Here is a 15,355-nt window from a genome sequence, read left to right on the forward strand (position 1 = left end):
TCAGTACTCGTCGGTGACCGGACGGACGACGACGGAGCCGTCGCGGGCCCCGGGGCAGCGGGCGGCCCAGTCGAGGGCCGCGTCCAGGTCGGGGACGTCGATGACGTAGTACCCGCCGAGGACCTCGCGCGCCTCGGCGAACGGCCCGTCGGTGGTGATGACGCGCTCGCCGTCGGCGGTGACCCGCACCTTCGTGGCCGTGGTCATGTCGGCGAGCGCGTGCGAGGCGACGACGACGCCCGCGCCCTGGATCTGCTCGTCGAACTTCATCCAGTCGGAGAACTCGCAGACGGACTGCGCCTCCGCCTCCTCGGCGCTGTCCGCCGGAGCCGAGTTCATCAGCAGCATGTACTTCATGGTGTTCGCTCCCGTGTCGTTGTTGCCTACGTCTTACCTACGAACGGGACCTCGCCCCATGGACACCCTCCCCGAAACTTTTTTCATCAGCCGGGGGAGAGACTCGGCGCCTAGTCCTTCTGCTGGCTGTTGCTCCGGGCAGGCGGGCCCTGCCTGGTCTTGCTGCTCGGCGCCTTCTCCACCCGGGGGTTCGCGTTCTCGGCGGGGTCCGTCGGAAGGTCGCTCGGGCGGCGGGGCGTGGACGGCGCGGACGGCACGCTGTGCTGCGGCGGGTCCGGGGTCGCGGACGGCCGCGCCGACGGCCGCGCGCTCGCCGACCCTCCGCCTCCGCCGCCGCCGGGCGTCCGTCCGGAGGGCTTCGGCGAGGTCGCCGGGGCGGACGTGCGCGCGTTCGGGGTCGACAGCGCGGGCGGGGCGACCGGGTTGACGTGCCGTCCGGGCGCCGCCGGATCGGTGCGGGACGGCGCCGGCGTCGGCGTCGGTTCGGCGCGCTCGCCCTGGCCGGGCAGATTGCCGGTGCCCGCCGCGATCGCGACGCCGCTGCACACGGCGACCGTCACGGCCACCACCATGGCCTTCACCGTCAGGAACCGGCGCACGGCGGGACGCCTCGGACGCTCGGCGGCGGCGGGCCGCGCCCGGACGGCGGCGGTGAACGCGGCCGCGGCGGCGTCCTCGCCGGCCGGGTCGGCGGGACGGGCGGGCGCCGCGGCGGCGTCCAGGAGTTCGCGCAGTGCGGTGTGCTTCCCGGCCGGGGCGGACCCGGACAGGAGAAGGTCGGCGGCCCGGCGGTTCGGCCGCCCGGACCTGCGGTCGTTGTTCATCTCACCCCTTCAGCGCCGGAACCGCCGCTTTTGTCACTCTGCAGGAGGGGGAGCGGTTCCGTCCGCGGGCGTGCGGGTGCGTCGGTGCCGGTTCCGGTGCCCGCGTCGGTGCCCGCGTCCGTGTCCGCGGCGAGCCGGTCGGCGAGCCGCCGCAGCCCCCGGTACGCGGCCGTCCGGACCGCCCCGGGCCGCTTGCCGACGACCTTGCCCGCCGCCTTGGAGTCCAGCCCCACCACCACCCGCAGCAGCACCGCCTCGGCCTGGTCGGGGGGCAGTTCGGCGATCAGCCGCAGCGCGTCCCGGGTGGCGAGGCCGTCCAGGGCGTCCGCCTCGGTGTCGCCGTCGGACGCCAGCGCGGCCAGGACGTCGTCGGACAGTTCGGCGGCGGGCCGCCGCGACGTGCGGCGCAGGTGGTCGAGGGCCCGGTGCCGGGTGATCGTCGCGGTCCAGCCGCGGAAGCCGTCCAGGTCGCCGCGGAAGCCGGGCAGGTCGCGCGCGATCTGCAGCCACGCCTCGGACGTCACGTCCTCGGCGTCGGCGCCGACCAGGGCGGCGGCGAACCGGAGCAGCCGGGGCTGCACGTCGCGGTACAGCAGCCGGAAGGACGGTTCGTCGCCGTCTTGCGCGGCCCGCAGGGCGCGGCTCAGCTCGGCGTCCCGCTCCGTGGGCACCGCCCGCGACTTCCTTGTCACTTGCAGCATTGTGCAGGCATTTTCTCTGCGCCGCCGCTCCTTCGGCGATCCTCCGGGGTCGTTTCGGGTCTCCGGCCGGTCCCGGCGGCGCGGGGAGAGCCGGTGACCTCGCAGGACCAATCGCGTGTGGTTCTCCGGAACGCCGGGAACAATCCGTGGGGTCCCGTCGGTTATACGGGACAGCCGATGTGCCTGGTGTCCCCGGGCCTCACCTATCGCCTTCACGGAATACCGTTCGGCTGGAGCCGTGTTGTGCATTTCGCCGAGAGGCGACCCGCACATCGGCGTTCGATCAGGGCCCCGCCGGACCGCACCGCCCGGCGGGGCCCTGATCTATGCCGTGCATGGGACAATCCGGACATGAGTCTCGCGGCGCATCTGGAGGAGCTCGGCCGTCCGCTGGTCGAGGAGCAGCTTCGGCACCCGACCGTCGCGGGGATCGCCCGCGGCGACCTGGACGAGGCGGTGTTCCGCTCCTGGCTGGAGCAGGACTACCTCTACCTGCTCGACTACACGCGCGTCTTCGCGCGCCTCGCCTGGCAGGCCCCGGACGCGCACCTGGGCGACCTCGTCGATCTCGCGCACTCCACCCTGCACGACGAGCTGGCGCTGCACCGGTCGCTGTCCGCCGAGTTCGGCGCCGACCTCGACGGGGCGAAGAAGGGCCCCGCCTGCGCCGCCTACACCGCGTTCCTGCTGGAGAGCGCCGCCTCCTACACCGACGGCCTCGCCGCCCTGTACCCCTGCATGTGGGGGTACTCGACACTCGGCCTGCGCCTCGCGGAGAACCCGCCCGCCGAGCCGCGCTACCGCCGCTGGGTCGACACCTACGCCGACCCCGACTTCGCCGCCCTCACCCGCCGCTGCGCCCAGATGATCGACGAGTCCGGCGCCGACCGCGAGCGCGCCGAACGGTTCTTCCTCGAGGGCATGCGCCACGAGCTGGCCTTCTGGGACGTCCCCGCCTGACCGGCGCACGCGCGGGACGGGCGGCGGACGCGCGTCCCGCGTGATCAGCGGGCGCGGAACGCCTCGAGCATCCGCGCGAGCGCGGACCACGCGTCGTCCAGGTCGCGGTCCGGGTGCGCCGAGCCGGCGAGCCACAGGGCCGCCTCGTTCATCGCGCCCGACAGCAGGTGCGCGAGCGGCTCGACCGGCCGCGGCGCGATCGTCCCGAGCTCCATCAGGCCGGTCAGCGCGTCCACGAGGTGCCGCGCGGACGCGGCCTCGTCCATCGCGCGCCACTCCGCCCAGCCGAGCACCGCCGGGCCGTCCACGAGCATGATGCGCTGGACGTCCGGGGCGGTGCTCGCGGCCAGGAACGCCCGGCACCCGGCGAGGAGCCGGTCCCACGGGTCGTCCTCGGCGTCGGCCGTCGCCGCGACCCGCGCCGCGACCTCCCCCTGCACCTCCCGCAGCACCTCCCGGAACAGATCGCCCTTGCTCTCGAAGTGGTGGTAGAGGGCGCCCTTGGTCACGTCGGCGGCGGCCACGATCTCCGCGAGCCCGACCGTCCCGTAGCCCCGTTCGGTGAAGAGGCGCCTGCCCTCGCGCAGCAGCGTCCGCCGCGTCTGCTCGCGTTGCCTGCTCCGGACGCCGTCCATCGCGCTCCCTCGTTGACATACCGCCGGTACGTGAATAGCGTACTTGACATACCGACGGTATGTGAAAGGGGACCGCCATGCGTCTGACCAGCTTCTATCCGGTGATCTGCACCTCCCGCCTCGCCGAGTCGCGCGACTTCTACACCCGCCTGTTCGGCTTCGAGCCGACGTTCGAGGCCGACTGGTACGTCAGCCTCCGCCGTCCCGGACCGCCCCCGTACGAGCTGGCGATCCTCGATCACGCGCACCCGACGCTGCCCGAGGCGTACCGCGCGCCGGTCCGGGGCCTGCTCCTCAACTTCGAGGTCGAGGACGTCGACGCCGAGTGGGACCGGCTCGTCGTCCGGGGCGGGCTGGCGCCCGAACTGCCCCTGCGCGACGAGGACTTCGGCCAGCGCCACTTCATCGTGGCCGACCCGGACGGCGTCCTGATCGACGTCATCACGCCGATCGCCCCGTCCGGCGCGTTCGCCGATCAGTACGCCGACGCCAGCGCCGGGTAGTCGGTGTAGCCCGCCGCGCCGCCCCCGTAGACGAGCCGGGGGTCGTACTCCGCGAGCGGGGCGTCCGCCGCGAACCGCTGCGGGAGGTCGGGGTTCGCGATGAACAGGCGGCCGAACGAGAAGACGTCCGCCAGGCCCGCCGCGACCGCCTCCTCCCCGGCCCGCCGCGCGGTCGGCTCCGGCCCGTTGAAGTTGCCGATCAGCGTGCCCGACCAGCGCGGCCGCAGGTCGGCGAGCGCCCCGTACGCGCCGCGCTCGATGACGTGCAGGTACGCGAGGCCGCGCGGCTCCAGGGCGTCCACGAGCGCCCGGTACGTGCCCTGCGGGTCCTCCTCGGCGATCTCGTTCTCCGGGTTGCCGGGCGAGATCCGCAGGCCCGTGCGCTCCGGCCCGACCGCGTCCGCGACGGCCTCGACGACGTCGAGCGCGAACCGCAGCCGTCCGGACGGCGAGCCCCCGAACCGGTCGGTGCGCCGGTTCGTGTTCTCGGCGAGGAACTGCTGGATCAGGTACCCGTTCGCGCCGTGGATCTCGACGCCGTCGAAGCCCGCCCGGATCGCCGCCCGCGCCTCGTTCGCGAAGTCCGCGACCGTCGCCTCCGCCTCCGCGGTCGTCAGCGGGCGCGGCGTCACGTGCTCGACGAGGCCCTCCCGGGTGAAGATCGGCTCCGACCCGATCCGGACGGCCGACGGCGCGACCGGCGTCGCGCCGTCCGGGAGCGTCAGCGGGTGCGTCATCCGCCCGACGTGCCAGAGCTGCGCGAAGATCCGCCCGCCCGCCGCGTGCACGGCGCCGGTCACCGCGCGCCAGCCGTCCACCTGGGCGTCCGTCACCAGACCGGGGATACCGGGGCCGCCCTTGCCGAGGAGGTTCGGCCAGATGCCCTCGGTCACGATCAGCCCGGCGCCGGCCCGCTGCGCGTAGTACTCCGCGGTGAGCGGGTGCGGGACACCCGTCGCGTCGTCCGCCCGCCCGCGCGTCATCGGCGCCATCGCGATCCGGTTGGGGAGGTTGAGGTGCGGGCCCGCGTAGGGGCGCAGGAGGTCGCTCATGTTCTCTGTCCTTCCGTGGTGGCGGGCGTTCAGCGGGCGACGGCCGTGGCCTCGACCTCGATGCGCCAGTCGGGCTGCGCGAGCGAGGAGACCTCGAGGAGCGTGTCGGCGGGGTAGGGCTCGCTCAGGAACTCCTCGCGGAGCTTGATGACGTCGTCAAGGTCGGCGGCCATGTCCCGCACGAAGATGCCGATCTTGACGACGTCGGTGAGGTCGGCCCCGGCCTCGTTCAGCACGCGCCGCACGTTCCGGAACGCCTGCCGCCCCTGTTCGAGGAAGCCGCCGGGGACCGTCCGGCCCTGCTCGTCGATGCCGGCCTGGCCGGAGACGTGGATGAACCCGCCGGCCCGGATCGCCTGGGAGATCTTGTACGGCTCGTACCAGTCCGGCGTGGTGGCGATGCGCTCGATCATGTCGGCCTCCTAAGATGCATGTACCTGCATGTTTTGTATGTGCATGCATATTGGTGTCGGCGGTACGCTGTTGTCAAGACGGGAAAGACCGGGGTGGCGGACAATGCAGACGGACGACCAGTGCTGGGACGGCGTCGTGACCCTCTACGGGCGCATCGAGCACCGGCTCGCCAGGGCGCTCCAGCGGCACGGGATCGGGCTCTCCGAGTACTGGGCCCTCTGCCGCCTCGCCCTCGCCGACGGCGGTGAGCTGCGCATGCAGGAACTCGCCGACCTCATCGGCCTCAACCAGAGCTCGGTCAGCCGCCTCGTCACCCGCCTCGAGAAGGCCGGGCTGACCCGCCGCGACCACTGCCCCGACGACCGCCGCGGCGTCTACACCGTCATCACCGACGAGGGCCGGGCGCTGCACGACAAGGCCGCCCCCACCTACCAGGCCGAACTCAGCGACGCGCTCGACGAGGCCGCCGCCGACCCGGCGCTCGCCCCGATCGTCCACCGGCTGCGCGCCCCCTGAACGCGCGAACGCGCGGCCCCCGGAAGGGGACCGCGCGTTCCCGCGTGCCGTGCGCTCAGCTCGCCGCCGCGACCTTCGGACGCTCCGGCGCGGCGGCCGCCGGCACCGCCTCGGCGTCGTCGGCGAGCGCCTTGAACCGGCGCAGCCGCAGGCTGTTGCTCACCACGAACACCGAGGAGAACGCCATCGCCCCGCCCGCGATCATCGGGCTGAGCAGGCCCGCCGCCGCCAGCGGCAGCGCCGCCACGTTGTAGGCGAACGCCCAGAACAGGTTCCCCTTGATCGTCCGCAGCGTGCGCCGCGACAGCCGGATCGCGTCCGCCGCCGCCCGCAGGTCGCCGCGCACCAGCGTGAGGTCCGACGCCTCGATCGCCACGTCCGTCCCGGTGCCCATCGCCAGGCCCAGGTCGGCCTGCGCGAGCGCCGCCGCGTCGTTCACGCCGTCCCCGACCATCGCGACCGTCCGGCCCTCGCCCTGCAGCCGCTTCACGACGTCGACCTTGTCCTTCGGCAGGACGTCCGCGACGACCTCGTCGATCCCCACGGCGTCCGCCACCGTCCGCGCCACGGTCGCGTTGTCGCCCGTCAGCAGCACCGGCCGCAGCCCCAGGTCACGGAACCGCCGCACCGCCTCCGCCGACGTCGGCTTCACCTCGTCCGCGACCGTCAGGACCGCGCGCGCCGCGCCGTCCCAGCCGACCGCGACCGCCGTGTGCCCGAGCGCCCGCGCGTCCGCCATCGCCCGCTCCAGTTCCGGCGTCAGGTGCTGCGACCACTCCGCGAGGAGCTGCGGCCGCCCGACGAGCACGCCGTGCCCGTCCACCATGCCCTGGACGCCCAGGCCCTCGACGTTCGCGAAGTCCTCGACCGTCCCGAGCCCGCCGGTCCGCTCCCGCGCGCCCCGCGCGATCGCCTGCGCGATCGGGTGCTCCGACGCGTCCTCCAGCGCCCCCGCCAGCCGGAGCGCCTCGTCGGCCTCGACGCCCTCCGCGGTGACGACGTCCACCAGCGCCATCTTCCCGGTCGTGACCGTGCCCGTTTTGTCGAGGACGACCGTGTCGATCGTCCGCGTCGACTCCAGCACCTCCGGACCCTTGATCAGGATCCCGAGCTGCGCGCCGCGCCCCGTCCCGACCATCAGCGCCGTCGGCGTCGCCAGCCCCAGCGCGCACGGGCAGGCGATGATCAGCACCGCGACCCCCGCGGTGAACGCGGCCGCCGCACCGACGCCCGTCCCGATCCAGAAGCCCAGCGTCGCGACGGCCAGCGCGATCACGATCGGGACGAAGATCCCCGAGATCCGGTCCGCGAGCCGCTGCACCTGCGCCTTGCCGGTCTGCGCCTCCTCCACCAGCCGCGCCATCTGCGCGAGCTGCGTGTCCGCACCGACCCGCGACGCCCGCACCAGCAGCCGTCCGCCCGCGTTCACCGTCGCGCCCGTCACCGCGTCGCCCGGCGCGACCTCCACCGGCACCGACTCCCCGGTCAGCAGCGACGCGTCCACCGCGGACGAGCCCTCCTCGACCGTCCCGTCCGTCGCGATCTTCTCGCCCGGACGGACGACGAACAGGTCGCCGACCGCCAGGTCCTCGACCGGGATCCGCTCCTCGCGGCCGTCCCGGACGACCGACACCTCCTTCGCGCCGAGCTCCAGCAGCGCCCGCAGCGCCGCACCCGCCCGCCGCTTGGACCGCGCCTCGAAGTACCGGCCCGCGAGGATGAACGCGATGACGCCCGCGGCCGCCTCCAGGTAGATGTTCATCGAGCCGTCCGAGCGGGTCATCGAGAACTCGAACCCGTGCTTGATGCCCGGCTCGCCGGCCGTCCCGAAGAACAGCGCCCACAGCGACCAGCCGAACGCCGCGAGCGTCCCTATCGAGACGAGCGTGTCCATCGTCGCCGCGCCGTGCCGCAGGTTCGTCCACGCGGCCTTGTGGAACGGCCACCCCGCGTGCACGACCACCGGCGCGGCGAGCGTCAGCGAGAGCCACTGCCAGTACTCGAACTGCAGCGCCGGGACCATCGCCATCGCGATCACCGGCACGGCCAGCACGACCGAGGTGATCAGCCGCTGCCGCAGCGGCGCGAGCCCGTCGGCGGGCTCCGCCGCCTCCGGGGCCGCCCCCGCCGCCTCGGGCGGCGGCGGCAGCTCGGCCGTGTACCCCGTCTTCACCACCGTCGCGATCAGGTCGTCCGGGGTGACGTCCCCGGTGAACTCGACCTTCGCCTTCTCGGTGGCGTAGTTGACGGTCGCGGTCACCCCGTCCATCCGGTTGAGCTTCTTCTCGATGCGGGCGGCGCACGAGGCGCACGTCATCCCGCCGATCGCCAGCTCGACGCGTCCGGATTCTGCGCCGGTCGTCATCGCCCCTCCCTCGCTCGTGTCTCGTGACGTCTAGTGGGTGTGGCCGTGGCCGTCGTCGTGGCCGGGCTCGCGGGGCTCGGCCGGCGCGTCCTCGGGGAGCGCCGCGTCGCCCGCGTGCACGGTGAACTCGGCCGTCCGGACCTCGTCGCCGTGCTTGAAGTCCAGGTAGAGCCGGTACGCGCCCGCGCTCGGCGCCTCCGCGAAGAACGTGATCTCCGGCCCGGGCTTCGTCGTCCCGTCGCCGGGCTCGCCGTCCGGGTGGACGTGCAGGTAGGCGAGGTCGCCCGCCCGCAGCGCCACCAGGTGCCCGTAGGCCTCCAGGTAGGGCTGCAGGTCGTCGACCGGCCGGCCGTCCTTGCTGACGCTCAGCGTCAGCTCGCTGCTCTTCCCGGGCACGAGCCCGCCGGTGAGCCGCACCTCGTAGCCGTCCACCTTCGCCACCTGCTCGGGCTCCGGCAGCGGGACGGGCCGCAGGTCGCCGGGCACGGTGATGTCGGTGCCGAGCGTGTACTGGCGCGCCGCCCCGGTGGGCTTGAAGTCGGTGAAGAACCGGTAGACGCCCGCGTCCGGCAGGGTCAGCGGCACCGTCCAGACGCCGTTCGCCAGCGTCGGGTGCAGGTGCTGGAACCCCGACAGGTCGCGGCGCGCGACGATCAGGTGCAGCCGCTTGCCGTGCAGCGGCTCGAACCCGGTGACGGGCCTGCCGTCCGGTCCGTTGATCGTGAAGGAGAAGTCCGTCTTCTCCCCGGCCCCGACGGTCGTCCGCCGGGGCGCCAGCGTGTAGCCGTCCTCGGAGACCTGGAGCCCGCCGGGCGCCGTCGCACCGGCCGCGTGCCCGCCGTGGCCGCCCTGCTCCGCGTGTCCGTGGCTCTCCGTCTCCGGGGCCGCGCCCACGGGACCGGTGACGTTACCGGCCCCGAGGGCGCCGCCGAAGACGGCGGCCAGGCCCAGGGCGTACGCCCCCAGCTTGGTCGCGGTGTTCATGACCGTTCAACTCCGCTCGCTGATCGCGGCCGCGGCCGCTATGCCTTCAGTTCGTAGCCGGCCTCGTCCACGGCGGCCCGGATGAGCTCGACGTCGACGGGGCCCTCGCTCGTCACGGTCACCGTCCCGGCCTTCAGGTCGACGTCCACGTTCGTGACGCCCGCGACCTGGCCGACCTCCTCGGTGACCGCGCCGACGCAGTGGCCGCACGTCATCCCGGCGACGTTGTAGGTGCTCGTGCTCATCTCGGGTTCCTCCCTCACTTGTACCCCCTGGGGGTATCTCGCTGTCGCCATGCTGCCATAACCGGACACCCCTGGCAACCCGTACCCCCTAGGGGTTATTTCGAGATCCCCGTCACACCCTCCGCCACGCAAGGCGACACTCTGCGCGCGCGCCGAAAAGAGGGCTCCCCGTGCGAAAGTTATCCACAGCCTGTGCGCCGAAGTGACTAGTCATTCCCCCGCGATATGTCGGCGTTTGTGGACGTATCGCCGCCGAAGGGGCCCCATCCGCCCGGTTGTGCACAGAGTTATCCACAGCTTTCCACAGGGGTGTGGACAGTCGTCCCCATCACCGATACTGGTCCCATGCCCGAGTTGCCAGAGGTCGAGGCGCTGACGTCCTTCCTGCGCGAGCGCGCGGTCGGCCGCGTCGTCGCCCGCGTCGATGTTCTCGCCATCTCCGCGCTCAAGACCTACGACCCGCCGATCACCGCCCTCGGCGGCCTGGAGATCACCGCCGCCGCCCGGCACGGCAAGTTCATCGACCTCGACGTCGACGGCGTCCACCTCGTGATCCACCTGGCCCGCGCCGGCTGGCTCCGCTGGCACGACGAGCCGCCCGCCAAACCCGCGCGCCCCTCCGCCAAGAACCCGCTCGCCCTCCGCCTGCACCTCGACGACGGCTCCGGCTTCGACCTCACCGAGGCCGGCACGAAGAAGGGCCTCGCCGTCTACGTCGTCCGCGACCCCGCCGACGTCCCGGGCGTCGCCGCCCTCGGCCCCGACCCCCTCGACGACGCCTTCACCGTCGACGCCCTCCGCGAGATCGTCGGCGGCAAGCGCACGCAGATCAAGGGCCTCCTCCGCGACCAGAAGGTCATCGCGGGCATCGGCAACGCCTACTCCGACGAGGTCCTGCACGCCGCCCGCACGTCCCCCTTCAAGATCGCCGCCACCCTCGACGACACCGAGATCGCCGCCCTGCACGACGCGATCGTCACGACCCTGCGCGACGCCGTCGACCGCTCCCGCGGCCTCGAAGCGAGCAACCTCAAGGGCGAGAAGAAGACCGGCCTCCGCGTCCACGGCCGCACCGGCGAGAAATGCCCCGTCTGCGGCGACACCGTCCGCGAGGTCTCCTTCGCCGACTCGTCCCTCCAGTACTGCCCCACCTGTCAGACGGGCGGCAAACCCCTGGCCGACCGCCGCCTCTCCCGCCTCCTCAAATGACCGGCGCCGCGAGCCACCGGTAGGCCGAGTCGTCCTCGGTCAACGGCACGTACCCGGGCCCCCTCGCCGCCTCCGCCAACAACCTGGCGGATCAAGCGACCGCCGTGGCTTCACGCCGTCCGCATGGGCATGGCTAGTCGCCGGTCGTGCCGTCGAGCATCTCGCGCAGGATGTCCAGATGGCCGTTGTGGCGGGCCGTCTCCTCGGTGAGATGGAGGAGGATCCAGCGCAAGTCGACGCGGAGGCCGTCGCGGACGGTTCGCCGTGCCCGCTGGTCCAGGTCGTTCGCGGCGACCAGTTCGCGGTAGCGGGCGCTCTGCTCGGCGTATTCGTCGAGCAACCGCGGGAGCGGGAAGTCGACGGCGATGCGCATCTCGCGGTCGGGGTCCTCGTCCGTCCAGGGGCCCCGGTCCTCCTCGCCGAGGAAGACCACCTGGAACCAGTAGTACTCGACCCAGCGGAGGTGGTTGACCAGTCCGCTCATGGTCATCAGCGGGGAGCCCGGCAGGAGCGACTTGCGCGCGTTCTCCGCAGAGACGCCCTCACACTTGGCGCGGGCGGTGTCACGTGCGTAGTCGAGGAACGTGGTGAGCTGGGTGCGCTCGTCCCACGCGGACGGTGCGTCATCGATTCTTGTCATCGCGCGAAGCCTCCCCGATCACCGCGCCCCATGTCGAGGGCCTTACCGACGGCCCCCGGGGCCGATCATCAGGCGGCGGACGTCGCCGCCGTCATCGCGCGGAGGTTTCACTCGGGAGGGGTCCAGCCCTCCGCGCTCCAGACGCCCAGCGCGAGGCGGTCGTAGTGGGAGTAGGAGGGGATGTCGTCCTGGGCGTACAGGGTGAACACGGTCGCCCCGCGCTCCCAGACGTCCCAGCGCACGCCCGTCGCGAGGTCCCCATGGACACTCGTGGGCGGCCCGATCAGGCCCTCGACCAGCGCCCGCACCCGCAGGAACTCCGCCTCGAACTCCGCGGGCCCCGCCTCCGGCAGCCGCTCCCAGTCGTCGGCGTAGTCCTCGTCGAGATCGTCCTCGTCGTCCTCATCGAGGTCGTCGTCTTCCTCGTCCACCGCGATCGGCGGCCACAGCAGCGCGAACGGCAGCGCCACGAACGACCCGGGGTCCGGCGGTGCCGCGCCGAGCTCCAGCTCCCAGCCGTCCCCGGACTCCAGCGCCTCCCCGTGCGCCCACACGAGCTTCGCGTCCGCGGGCATCCACCCGGCCTCGACGAGCCCCCGCCGCACGCCCTCGCCCGTCCACGGCCCGTCCGCCAGCCCCACCATCGCCCGGACGTGCTGAAGATCGACCCGGCGCAGTTTCAAACTCACGCGCGAACCCTAGCGCCCCCCACGGGCAACGAAGGGAGCCGCGTTGCTCAGCTGGCGCGGTCCTTGATGGCGCGCGTGAAGGCACGCCAGTCGTCCGAGGTGAGAGCCAGCACGGGCCCGTTGGGATCCTTAGAGTCCCGCACGAGGCACCGCCCGTCGAGACCGGCCACCTCGACGCAGTCGCCGCTGCCCGAACGGCTGCTCTTGCGCCAGCTCCCATAGGAGTGGTCGGGGGAGTTCGCCACGAAGACGACCTCCACACAGTTCTCGCCGCTGGTGCTATACGACGAGCGACGCCATCCTGCGCCGGGCCGCGGGCTCACTCGTCACGATCTTTGATGGCGCGTGCGAGAGCGCGCCAGTCGTCCGGCGAGACGACCAGCACAGGTCCATCGGGGTCCTTGGAGTCGCGCACGCCCATGTGGCCGCCGGCGGTCGCGACCTCGACACACTGATCAGTGGTCGTCTGACTGCGCCGACTCTTGCGCCAGGTGGCATCGGTGAAGTCTTGTTCCATGTTCATCCTTCTACCCTTTTCTGGTACCGCCGACTAGCCACTTTGATCTCCTCGATGGAGGCTGCGGGGCTGAGCGCCGTCGCGGTGAGGTGCTGGAAGGCTGATGACATCGCGCGGACGTCGGTGCTGCGTTCCAGGAAGAGCGCTCCCGAGACCGTGTCGACGTATGCGACTTCGGGGTCCGGGGCGGGGAAGCCGAAGATGCCGATCATTCCGCTGAGGGAGGCGTGCGGCCCCGCGCCGAAAGGAAGGATTTGAAGGTCGACACGTGGACGAGAAGCCATGCCCACCAGGTGTGCGAGCTGGGCCTGCATCACCTGCGGACCGCCGACCTCACGATGGAGAACCGCCTCGTCCAAGACGGCCCAGAGTTCGAGATTGCCCGCGTCTGCGAGCACCTCTTGACGCTTCAGGCGGAGGCTTATGCGCCGTTCGACGTCTTCTTCGCTCAGCGTCAAGGGTCCGCCATGCGTGATGATCGCCCGCGCGTAGTCGGGAGTTTGAAGCAGGCCCGGAACCGATGAGGGCTGGTACGTCCGTAGTGTCTCGGCGGCTGATTCGAGACCGATGTAGGTGCGGGCGTTCTTGCTGAGCAGATCGCTGTAGGGCTGCCACCACTCCTTCTGCCGCGCGGCTTTCGCGAGCTGGACGAGTGCCTCGCGGACGGCCGGGTCGGTCACCTCGTAGACGTCGAGGAGGTCGGCCACGTCGGACCAGGGCACGGAGATCCGGCCCTTCTCGATGCGCGAGACCTTCGCGTTGTACCAGCCGAGGCGCTCGGTGACCTCGTCGCCGGTCAAGCCCCTGGCCTCGCGGAGTTGTCGGAGTTCGGTGCCGAGTTGTCGTCGCCGGACGGTCGGGGAGGACGGCATGCCGCGTCGCTTCCTTATCTCTCGAGAAATTTCACGAAGCCCGTTGCGTGGAAGTATGCCAGGCAGCACACTGTCCGCATGCGTTACTTCACAGAGTGTGGTGACGGCCTGTGAAGACTCGTATGTTCCGACGGCCGCGTGATCCAGCGAGCCTGAGGCGCGAGAGCCGAGTGGCACAAAGACCGCCGCGCGGCCGGGTTCGGATTGGAGCCCAGCCCGGCCGCGCGGCTTCCGTCCCTCGAAAGGGAGGCAAGGATGAGGATAGCCCTGCGCGGCCTGGCATCGCCGATCCTTCACGGCGGTCGAGGCTCGCTTCTCATGAGAGGTGGTCGCCGGGCCGGACCGGCTCCCGCCACCGACGCCGTCGACGGCTCGCCAAGATCAGAACGGTGGGGTGCGGACGAGCGGGGGCGGGTGTGGAGGGTGGACGTGCCGGGTGTGGCCGAGTCCGTCCCGCACCTGCGGCGGTGGGTGCGGCTGCCGCTGGCGGGGGACGCCGACATGGCGGACGCGTTCGAGCTGATCATCAGCGAGTACGGCACGAACGCGCTGCGGCACAGCGCCAGCGGGGCGCCCGGCGGCCGGATCAAGGCCGAACTCTCCGTCGCCGTCGAGCACGTGTGCCTCGCGGTCCTGGACGGCGGAGGACCCGTCAAGAACGGTGCCCCGGCGGACGACGAACTCGCCGAGCACGGGCGCGGGCTCGTGCTCGCCTGCGCGTACGCCGACGAGGCCGGCCGGTTCGACACCCTCGACGGCCGCACCTCCTGGGCGCTGATCAAGCGCTGACCCGCCCCGCGCGGCCGGTGGCCCCCGCCACCGGCCGTCCCGCCCGCGTTCACGCGTCCTCCGGAGGTGCCGCATGCCTTCAAGCAACGCCGTCCAGCCTTACCGAGCCGTCCTCGTCCCGCCTCGGACACCGGACGTCCCCGCCTTCGACATCGACCTTGATCGGGCCGTGGACGACCTTCGGCGCCTGTTTCCCGGTATCTGCCTCTGGTGGGGCGAGTACACCGGCTCGCTGTGGGCGTTACTCCCGAACGGGCTGGTCGAGGCGAAGAATGCCCGTGATCTCGCGGACAGGGTCAGGTCGATGCTCGAACGGCCGGATTCCCGGATCGCCGTGGGTGAGCGGCGTCGGCCCGTCCCGGCGCGTGCCCTGCCTCGTCGTCGGCGGGCGCCGCGTCGGGGGCGCTTGGGCGGACGTGCGGTGGCCTGGGCGTTCGCGCTGTTCGGATGACGAGCCCGGCCTCAGTCGGTGGGGTGGTGGGCTCGGATGGTGCGGGCGACGAGGTCGGCGGTGACGTGGAGCGGGGTGGTGTCGTGGGCGGTGCGGCTCAGGATGAGGGCGCCCTCGAACGCCGACAGGACGTAGATCGCCAGGTCGTCCGCGGGTTCGATGCCCTCGGCGGCGAAGCGGCGCGCGGTGGCGGCTCGCCAGCCGGCGAAGACCTCGGCGCACGCGTGCCGGAGGGGTTCGCTGGTGGTGGCGGCCTCTAGGGCGACGGTCGCGATCGGGCACCCGTCGCCCCAGTTCGACTTCTCCAGGGCTTCGGCGCTCAGCCGGAAGACGTCCCGGACGGACTCGTCCGCGCGGCTCTCGGTGCGTTCGTAGACGAGGTCGAACAGGCGCAGGTAGCGGGTGCCGGAGTGTTCGACCGTCTCGACGCCCAGCTGCTCCTTGCCGCGGGGGAAGAAGTGGTAGAGCGAGCCCCACGGGGCCTCGGCGGCCGCGGTGATCTGCTTCAGCCCGGTCGCCGCGTAGCCCTGCTCGCGGAACAGCTGTGCCGCGGCCTCCAGCAGCCGCGCCCGCGTGTCGGATCCCATGCGGGGAGCCTATCCCTTGCGTTAACTAGATCGATCTATCTAGAG

20 protein-coding genes are annotated in these 15,355 nt (G+C 72.3%); 5 read left to right on the forward strand and 15 right to left on the reverse strand.

Features of this window, described 5'->3' with window-relative positions:
* From AB0L25_RS24990 to AB0L25_RS25000, 3 genes are all read right to left on the reverse strand, one after another.
* Positions 1 to 357, reverse strand: a complete 357-nt coding sequence (locus AB0L25_RS24990) for a YciI family protein (protein ID WP_500175093.1) — start codon at positions 355 to 357, stop codon at positions 1 to 3.
* A 110-nt stretch (positions 358 to 467) separates the two neighbouring features.
* On the reverse strand, positions 468 to 1,181 hold the full coding sequence (locus AB0L25_RS24995; protein ID WP_500175095.1) for a hypothetical protein: 714 nt from the start codon (positions 1,179 to 1,181) through the stop codon (positions 468 to 470).
* Positions 1,178 to 1,873, reverse strand: coding sequence for an RNA polymerase sigma factor (locus tag AB0L25_RS25000; protein ID WP_500175096.1), 696 nt, complete (start codon positions 1,871 to 1,873; stop codon positions 1,178 to 1,180). The genes AB0L25_RS24995 and AB0L25_RS25000 overlap by 4 nt, the downstream gene beginning before the upstream one ends.
* A 360-nt stretch (positions 1,874 to 2,233) precedes the next feature.
* Here AB0L25_RS25000 and AB0L25_RS25005 point away from each other — a divergent pair, with 360 nt between their 5' ends.
* On the forward strand, positions 2,234 to 2,842 hold the full coding sequence (locus AB0L25_RS25005) for a TenA family protein (protein WP_500175097.1): 609 nt from the start codon (positions 2,234 to 2,236) through the stop codon (positions 2,840 to 2,842).
* A gap of 44 nt (positions 2,843 to 2,886) precedes the next feature.
* Here AB0L25_RS25005 and AB0L25_RS25010 read toward each other — a convergent pair whose 3' ends face one another.
* A complete protein-coding gene (locus AB0L25_RS25010) occupies positions 2,887 to 3,477 on the reverse strand; it encodes a TetR/AcrR family transcriptional regulator (RefSeq protein WP_500175098.1) in 591 nt (196 codons plus the stop codon).
* Between the two features lie 77 nt (positions 3,478 to 3,554).
* Here AB0L25_RS25010 and AB0L25_RS25015 point away from each other — a divergent pair, with 77 nt between their 5' ends.
* Positions 3,555 to 3,980, forward strand: a complete 426-nt coding sequence (locus tag AB0L25_RS25015) for a VOC family protein (RefSeq protein ID WP_500175099.1) — start codon at positions 3,555 to 3,557, stop codon at positions 3,978 to 3,980.
* Here the strand turns inward: AB0L25_RS25015 and AB0L25_RS25020 are convergent.
* Both AB0L25_RS25020 and AB0L25_RS25025 read right to left on the reverse strand, forming a co-directional pair.
* Entirely contained in the window at positions 3,953 to 5,032 is a 1,080-nt protein-coding gene (locus AB0L25_RS25020; protein WP_500175100.1) for an alkene reductase, read from the reverse strand. The two genes, AB0L25_RS25015 and AB0L25_RS25020, sit on opposite strands and share 28 nt — an antisense overlap.
* Before the next feature lie 29 nt (positions 5,033 to 5,061).
* Positions 5,062 to 5,445, reverse strand: a complete 384-nt coding sequence (locus tag AB0L25_RS25025; protein ID WP_500175101.1) for a RidA family protein — start codon at positions 5,443 to 5,445, stop codon at positions 5,062 to 5,064.
* Between the two features lie 103 nt (positions 5,446 to 5,548).
* Between AB0L25_RS25025 and AB0L25_RS25030 the strand changes: the two genes are divergently transcribed.
* Positions 5,549 to 5,962, forward strand: a complete 414-nt coding sequence (locus AB0L25_RS25030; protein ID WP_500175102.1) for a MarR family winged helix-turn-helix transcriptional regulator — start codon at positions 5,549 to 5,551, stop codon at positions 5,960 to 5,962.
* A gap of 55 nt (positions 5,963 to 6,017) precedes the next feature.
* On the opposite strand, the gene AB0L25_RS25035 is transcribed toward AB0L25_RS25030, so the two are convergent.
* From AB0L25_RS25035 to AB0L25_RS25045, 3 genes are read right to left on the reverse strand one after another with little or no spacing between them, the layout of a single operon-like run.
* Positions 6,018 to 8,327, reverse strand: a complete 2,310-nt coding sequence (locus AB0L25_RS25035; protein ID WP_500175103.1) for a heavy metal translocating P-type ATPase — start codon at positions 8,325 to 8,327, stop codon at positions 6,018 to 6,020.
* A gap of 30 nt (positions 8,328 to 8,357) precedes the next feature.
* The gene (locus AB0L25_RS25040) at positions 8,358 to 9,311 is read right to left on the reverse strand and encodes a DUF8832 domain-containing protein (protein ID WP_500175104.1); all 954 of its coding nucleotides are present in this window, start codon (positions 9,309 to 9,311) and stop codon (positions 8,358 to 8,360) included.
* A 38-nt stretch (positions 9,312 to 9,349) separates the two neighbouring features.
* The gene (locus AB0L25_RS25045) at positions 9,350 to 9,556 is read right to left on the reverse strand and encodes a heavy-metal-associated domain-containing protein (RefSeq protein ID WP_500175105.1); all 207 of its coding nucleotides are present in this window, start codon (positions 9,554 to 9,556) and stop codon (positions 9,350 to 9,352) included.
* Positions 9,557 to 9,901: 345 nt separating this feature from the next.
* Between AB0L25_RS25045 and AB0L25_RS25050 the strand changes: the two genes are divergently transcribed.
* A complete protein-coding gene (locus AB0L25_RS25050) occupies positions 9,902 to 10,765 on the forward strand; it encodes an Fpg/Nei family DNA glycosylase (RefSeq protein ID WP_500175106.1) in 864 nt (287 codons plus the stop codon).
* 133 nt (positions 10,766 to 10,898) lie between these two features.
* On the opposite strand, the gene AB0L25_RS25055 is transcribed toward AB0L25_RS25050, so the two are convergent.
* From AB0L25_RS25055 to AB0L25_RS25075, 5 genes are all read right to left on the reverse strand, one after another.
* Complete coding sequence (locus AB0L25_RS25055; protein ID WP_500175107.1) at positions 10,899 to 11,405, reverse strand: DinB family protein; 507 nt, start codon at positions 11,403 to 11,405, stop codon at positions 10,899 to 10,901.
* A gap of 107 nt (positions 11,406 to 11,512) precedes the next feature.
* Positions 11,513 to 12,094 (reverse strand): hypothetical protein, encoded by a 582-nt coding sequence (locus tag AB0L25_RS25060; protein WP_500175108.1) that lies wholly within the window; start codon positions 12,092 to 12,094, stop codon positions 11,513 to 11,515.
* Between the two features lie 47 nt (positions 12,095 to 12,141).
* Positions 12,142 to 12,417 (reverse strand): DUF397 domain-containing protein, encoded by a 276-nt coding sequence (locus tag AB0L25_RS25065; protein ID WP_500175109.1) that lies wholly within the window; start codon positions 12,415 to 12,417, stop codon positions 12,142 to 12,144.
* Positions 12,414 to 12,611: a DUF397 domain-containing protein gene (locus AB0L25_RS25070; RefSeq protein WP_500175110.1), complete on the reverse strand. Its 198-nt coding sequence runs from the start codon at positions 12,609 to 12,611 to the stop codon at positions 12,414 to 12,416. The genes AB0L25_RS25065 and AB0L25_RS25070 overlap by 4 nt, the downstream gene beginning before the upstream one ends.
* Positions 12,612 to 12,613: 2 nt before the next feature.
* Positions 12,614 to 13,483, reverse strand: a complete 870-nt coding sequence (locus AB0L25_RS25075) for a helix-turn-helix domain-containing protein (RefSeq protein ID WP_500175111.1) — start codon at positions 13,481 to 13,483, stop codon at positions 12,614 to 12,616.
* Positions 13,484 to 13,912: 429 nt separating this feature from the next.
* Here AB0L25_RS25075 and AB0L25_RS25080 point away from each other — a divergent pair, with 429 nt between their 5' ends.
* Positions 13,913 to 14,272: an ATP-binding protein gene (locus AB0L25_RS25080; RefSeq protein ID WP_500175112.1), complete on the forward strand. Its 360-nt coding sequence runs from the start codon at positions 13,913 to 13,915 to the stop codon at positions 14,270 to 14,272.
* 462 nt (positions 14,273 to 14,734) lie between these two features.
* Here AB0L25_RS25080 and AB0L25_RS25085 read toward each other — a convergent pair whose 3' ends face one another.
* Positions 14,735 to 15,310, reverse strand: a complete 576-nt coding sequence (locus tag AB0L25_RS25085; RefSeq protein WP_500175113.1) for a TetR/AcrR family transcriptional regulator — start codon at positions 15,308 to 15,310, stop codon at positions 14,735 to 14,737.
* Positions 15,311 to 15,355 lie beyond the last annotated feature (45 nt).

Origin of the sequence: Spirillospora sp. NPDC052242 (assembly GCF_040679555.1) — a bacterium.
Taxonomy (GTDB): Bacteria; Actinomycetota; Actinomycetes; order Streptosporangiales; family Streptosporangiaceae; genus Spirillospora.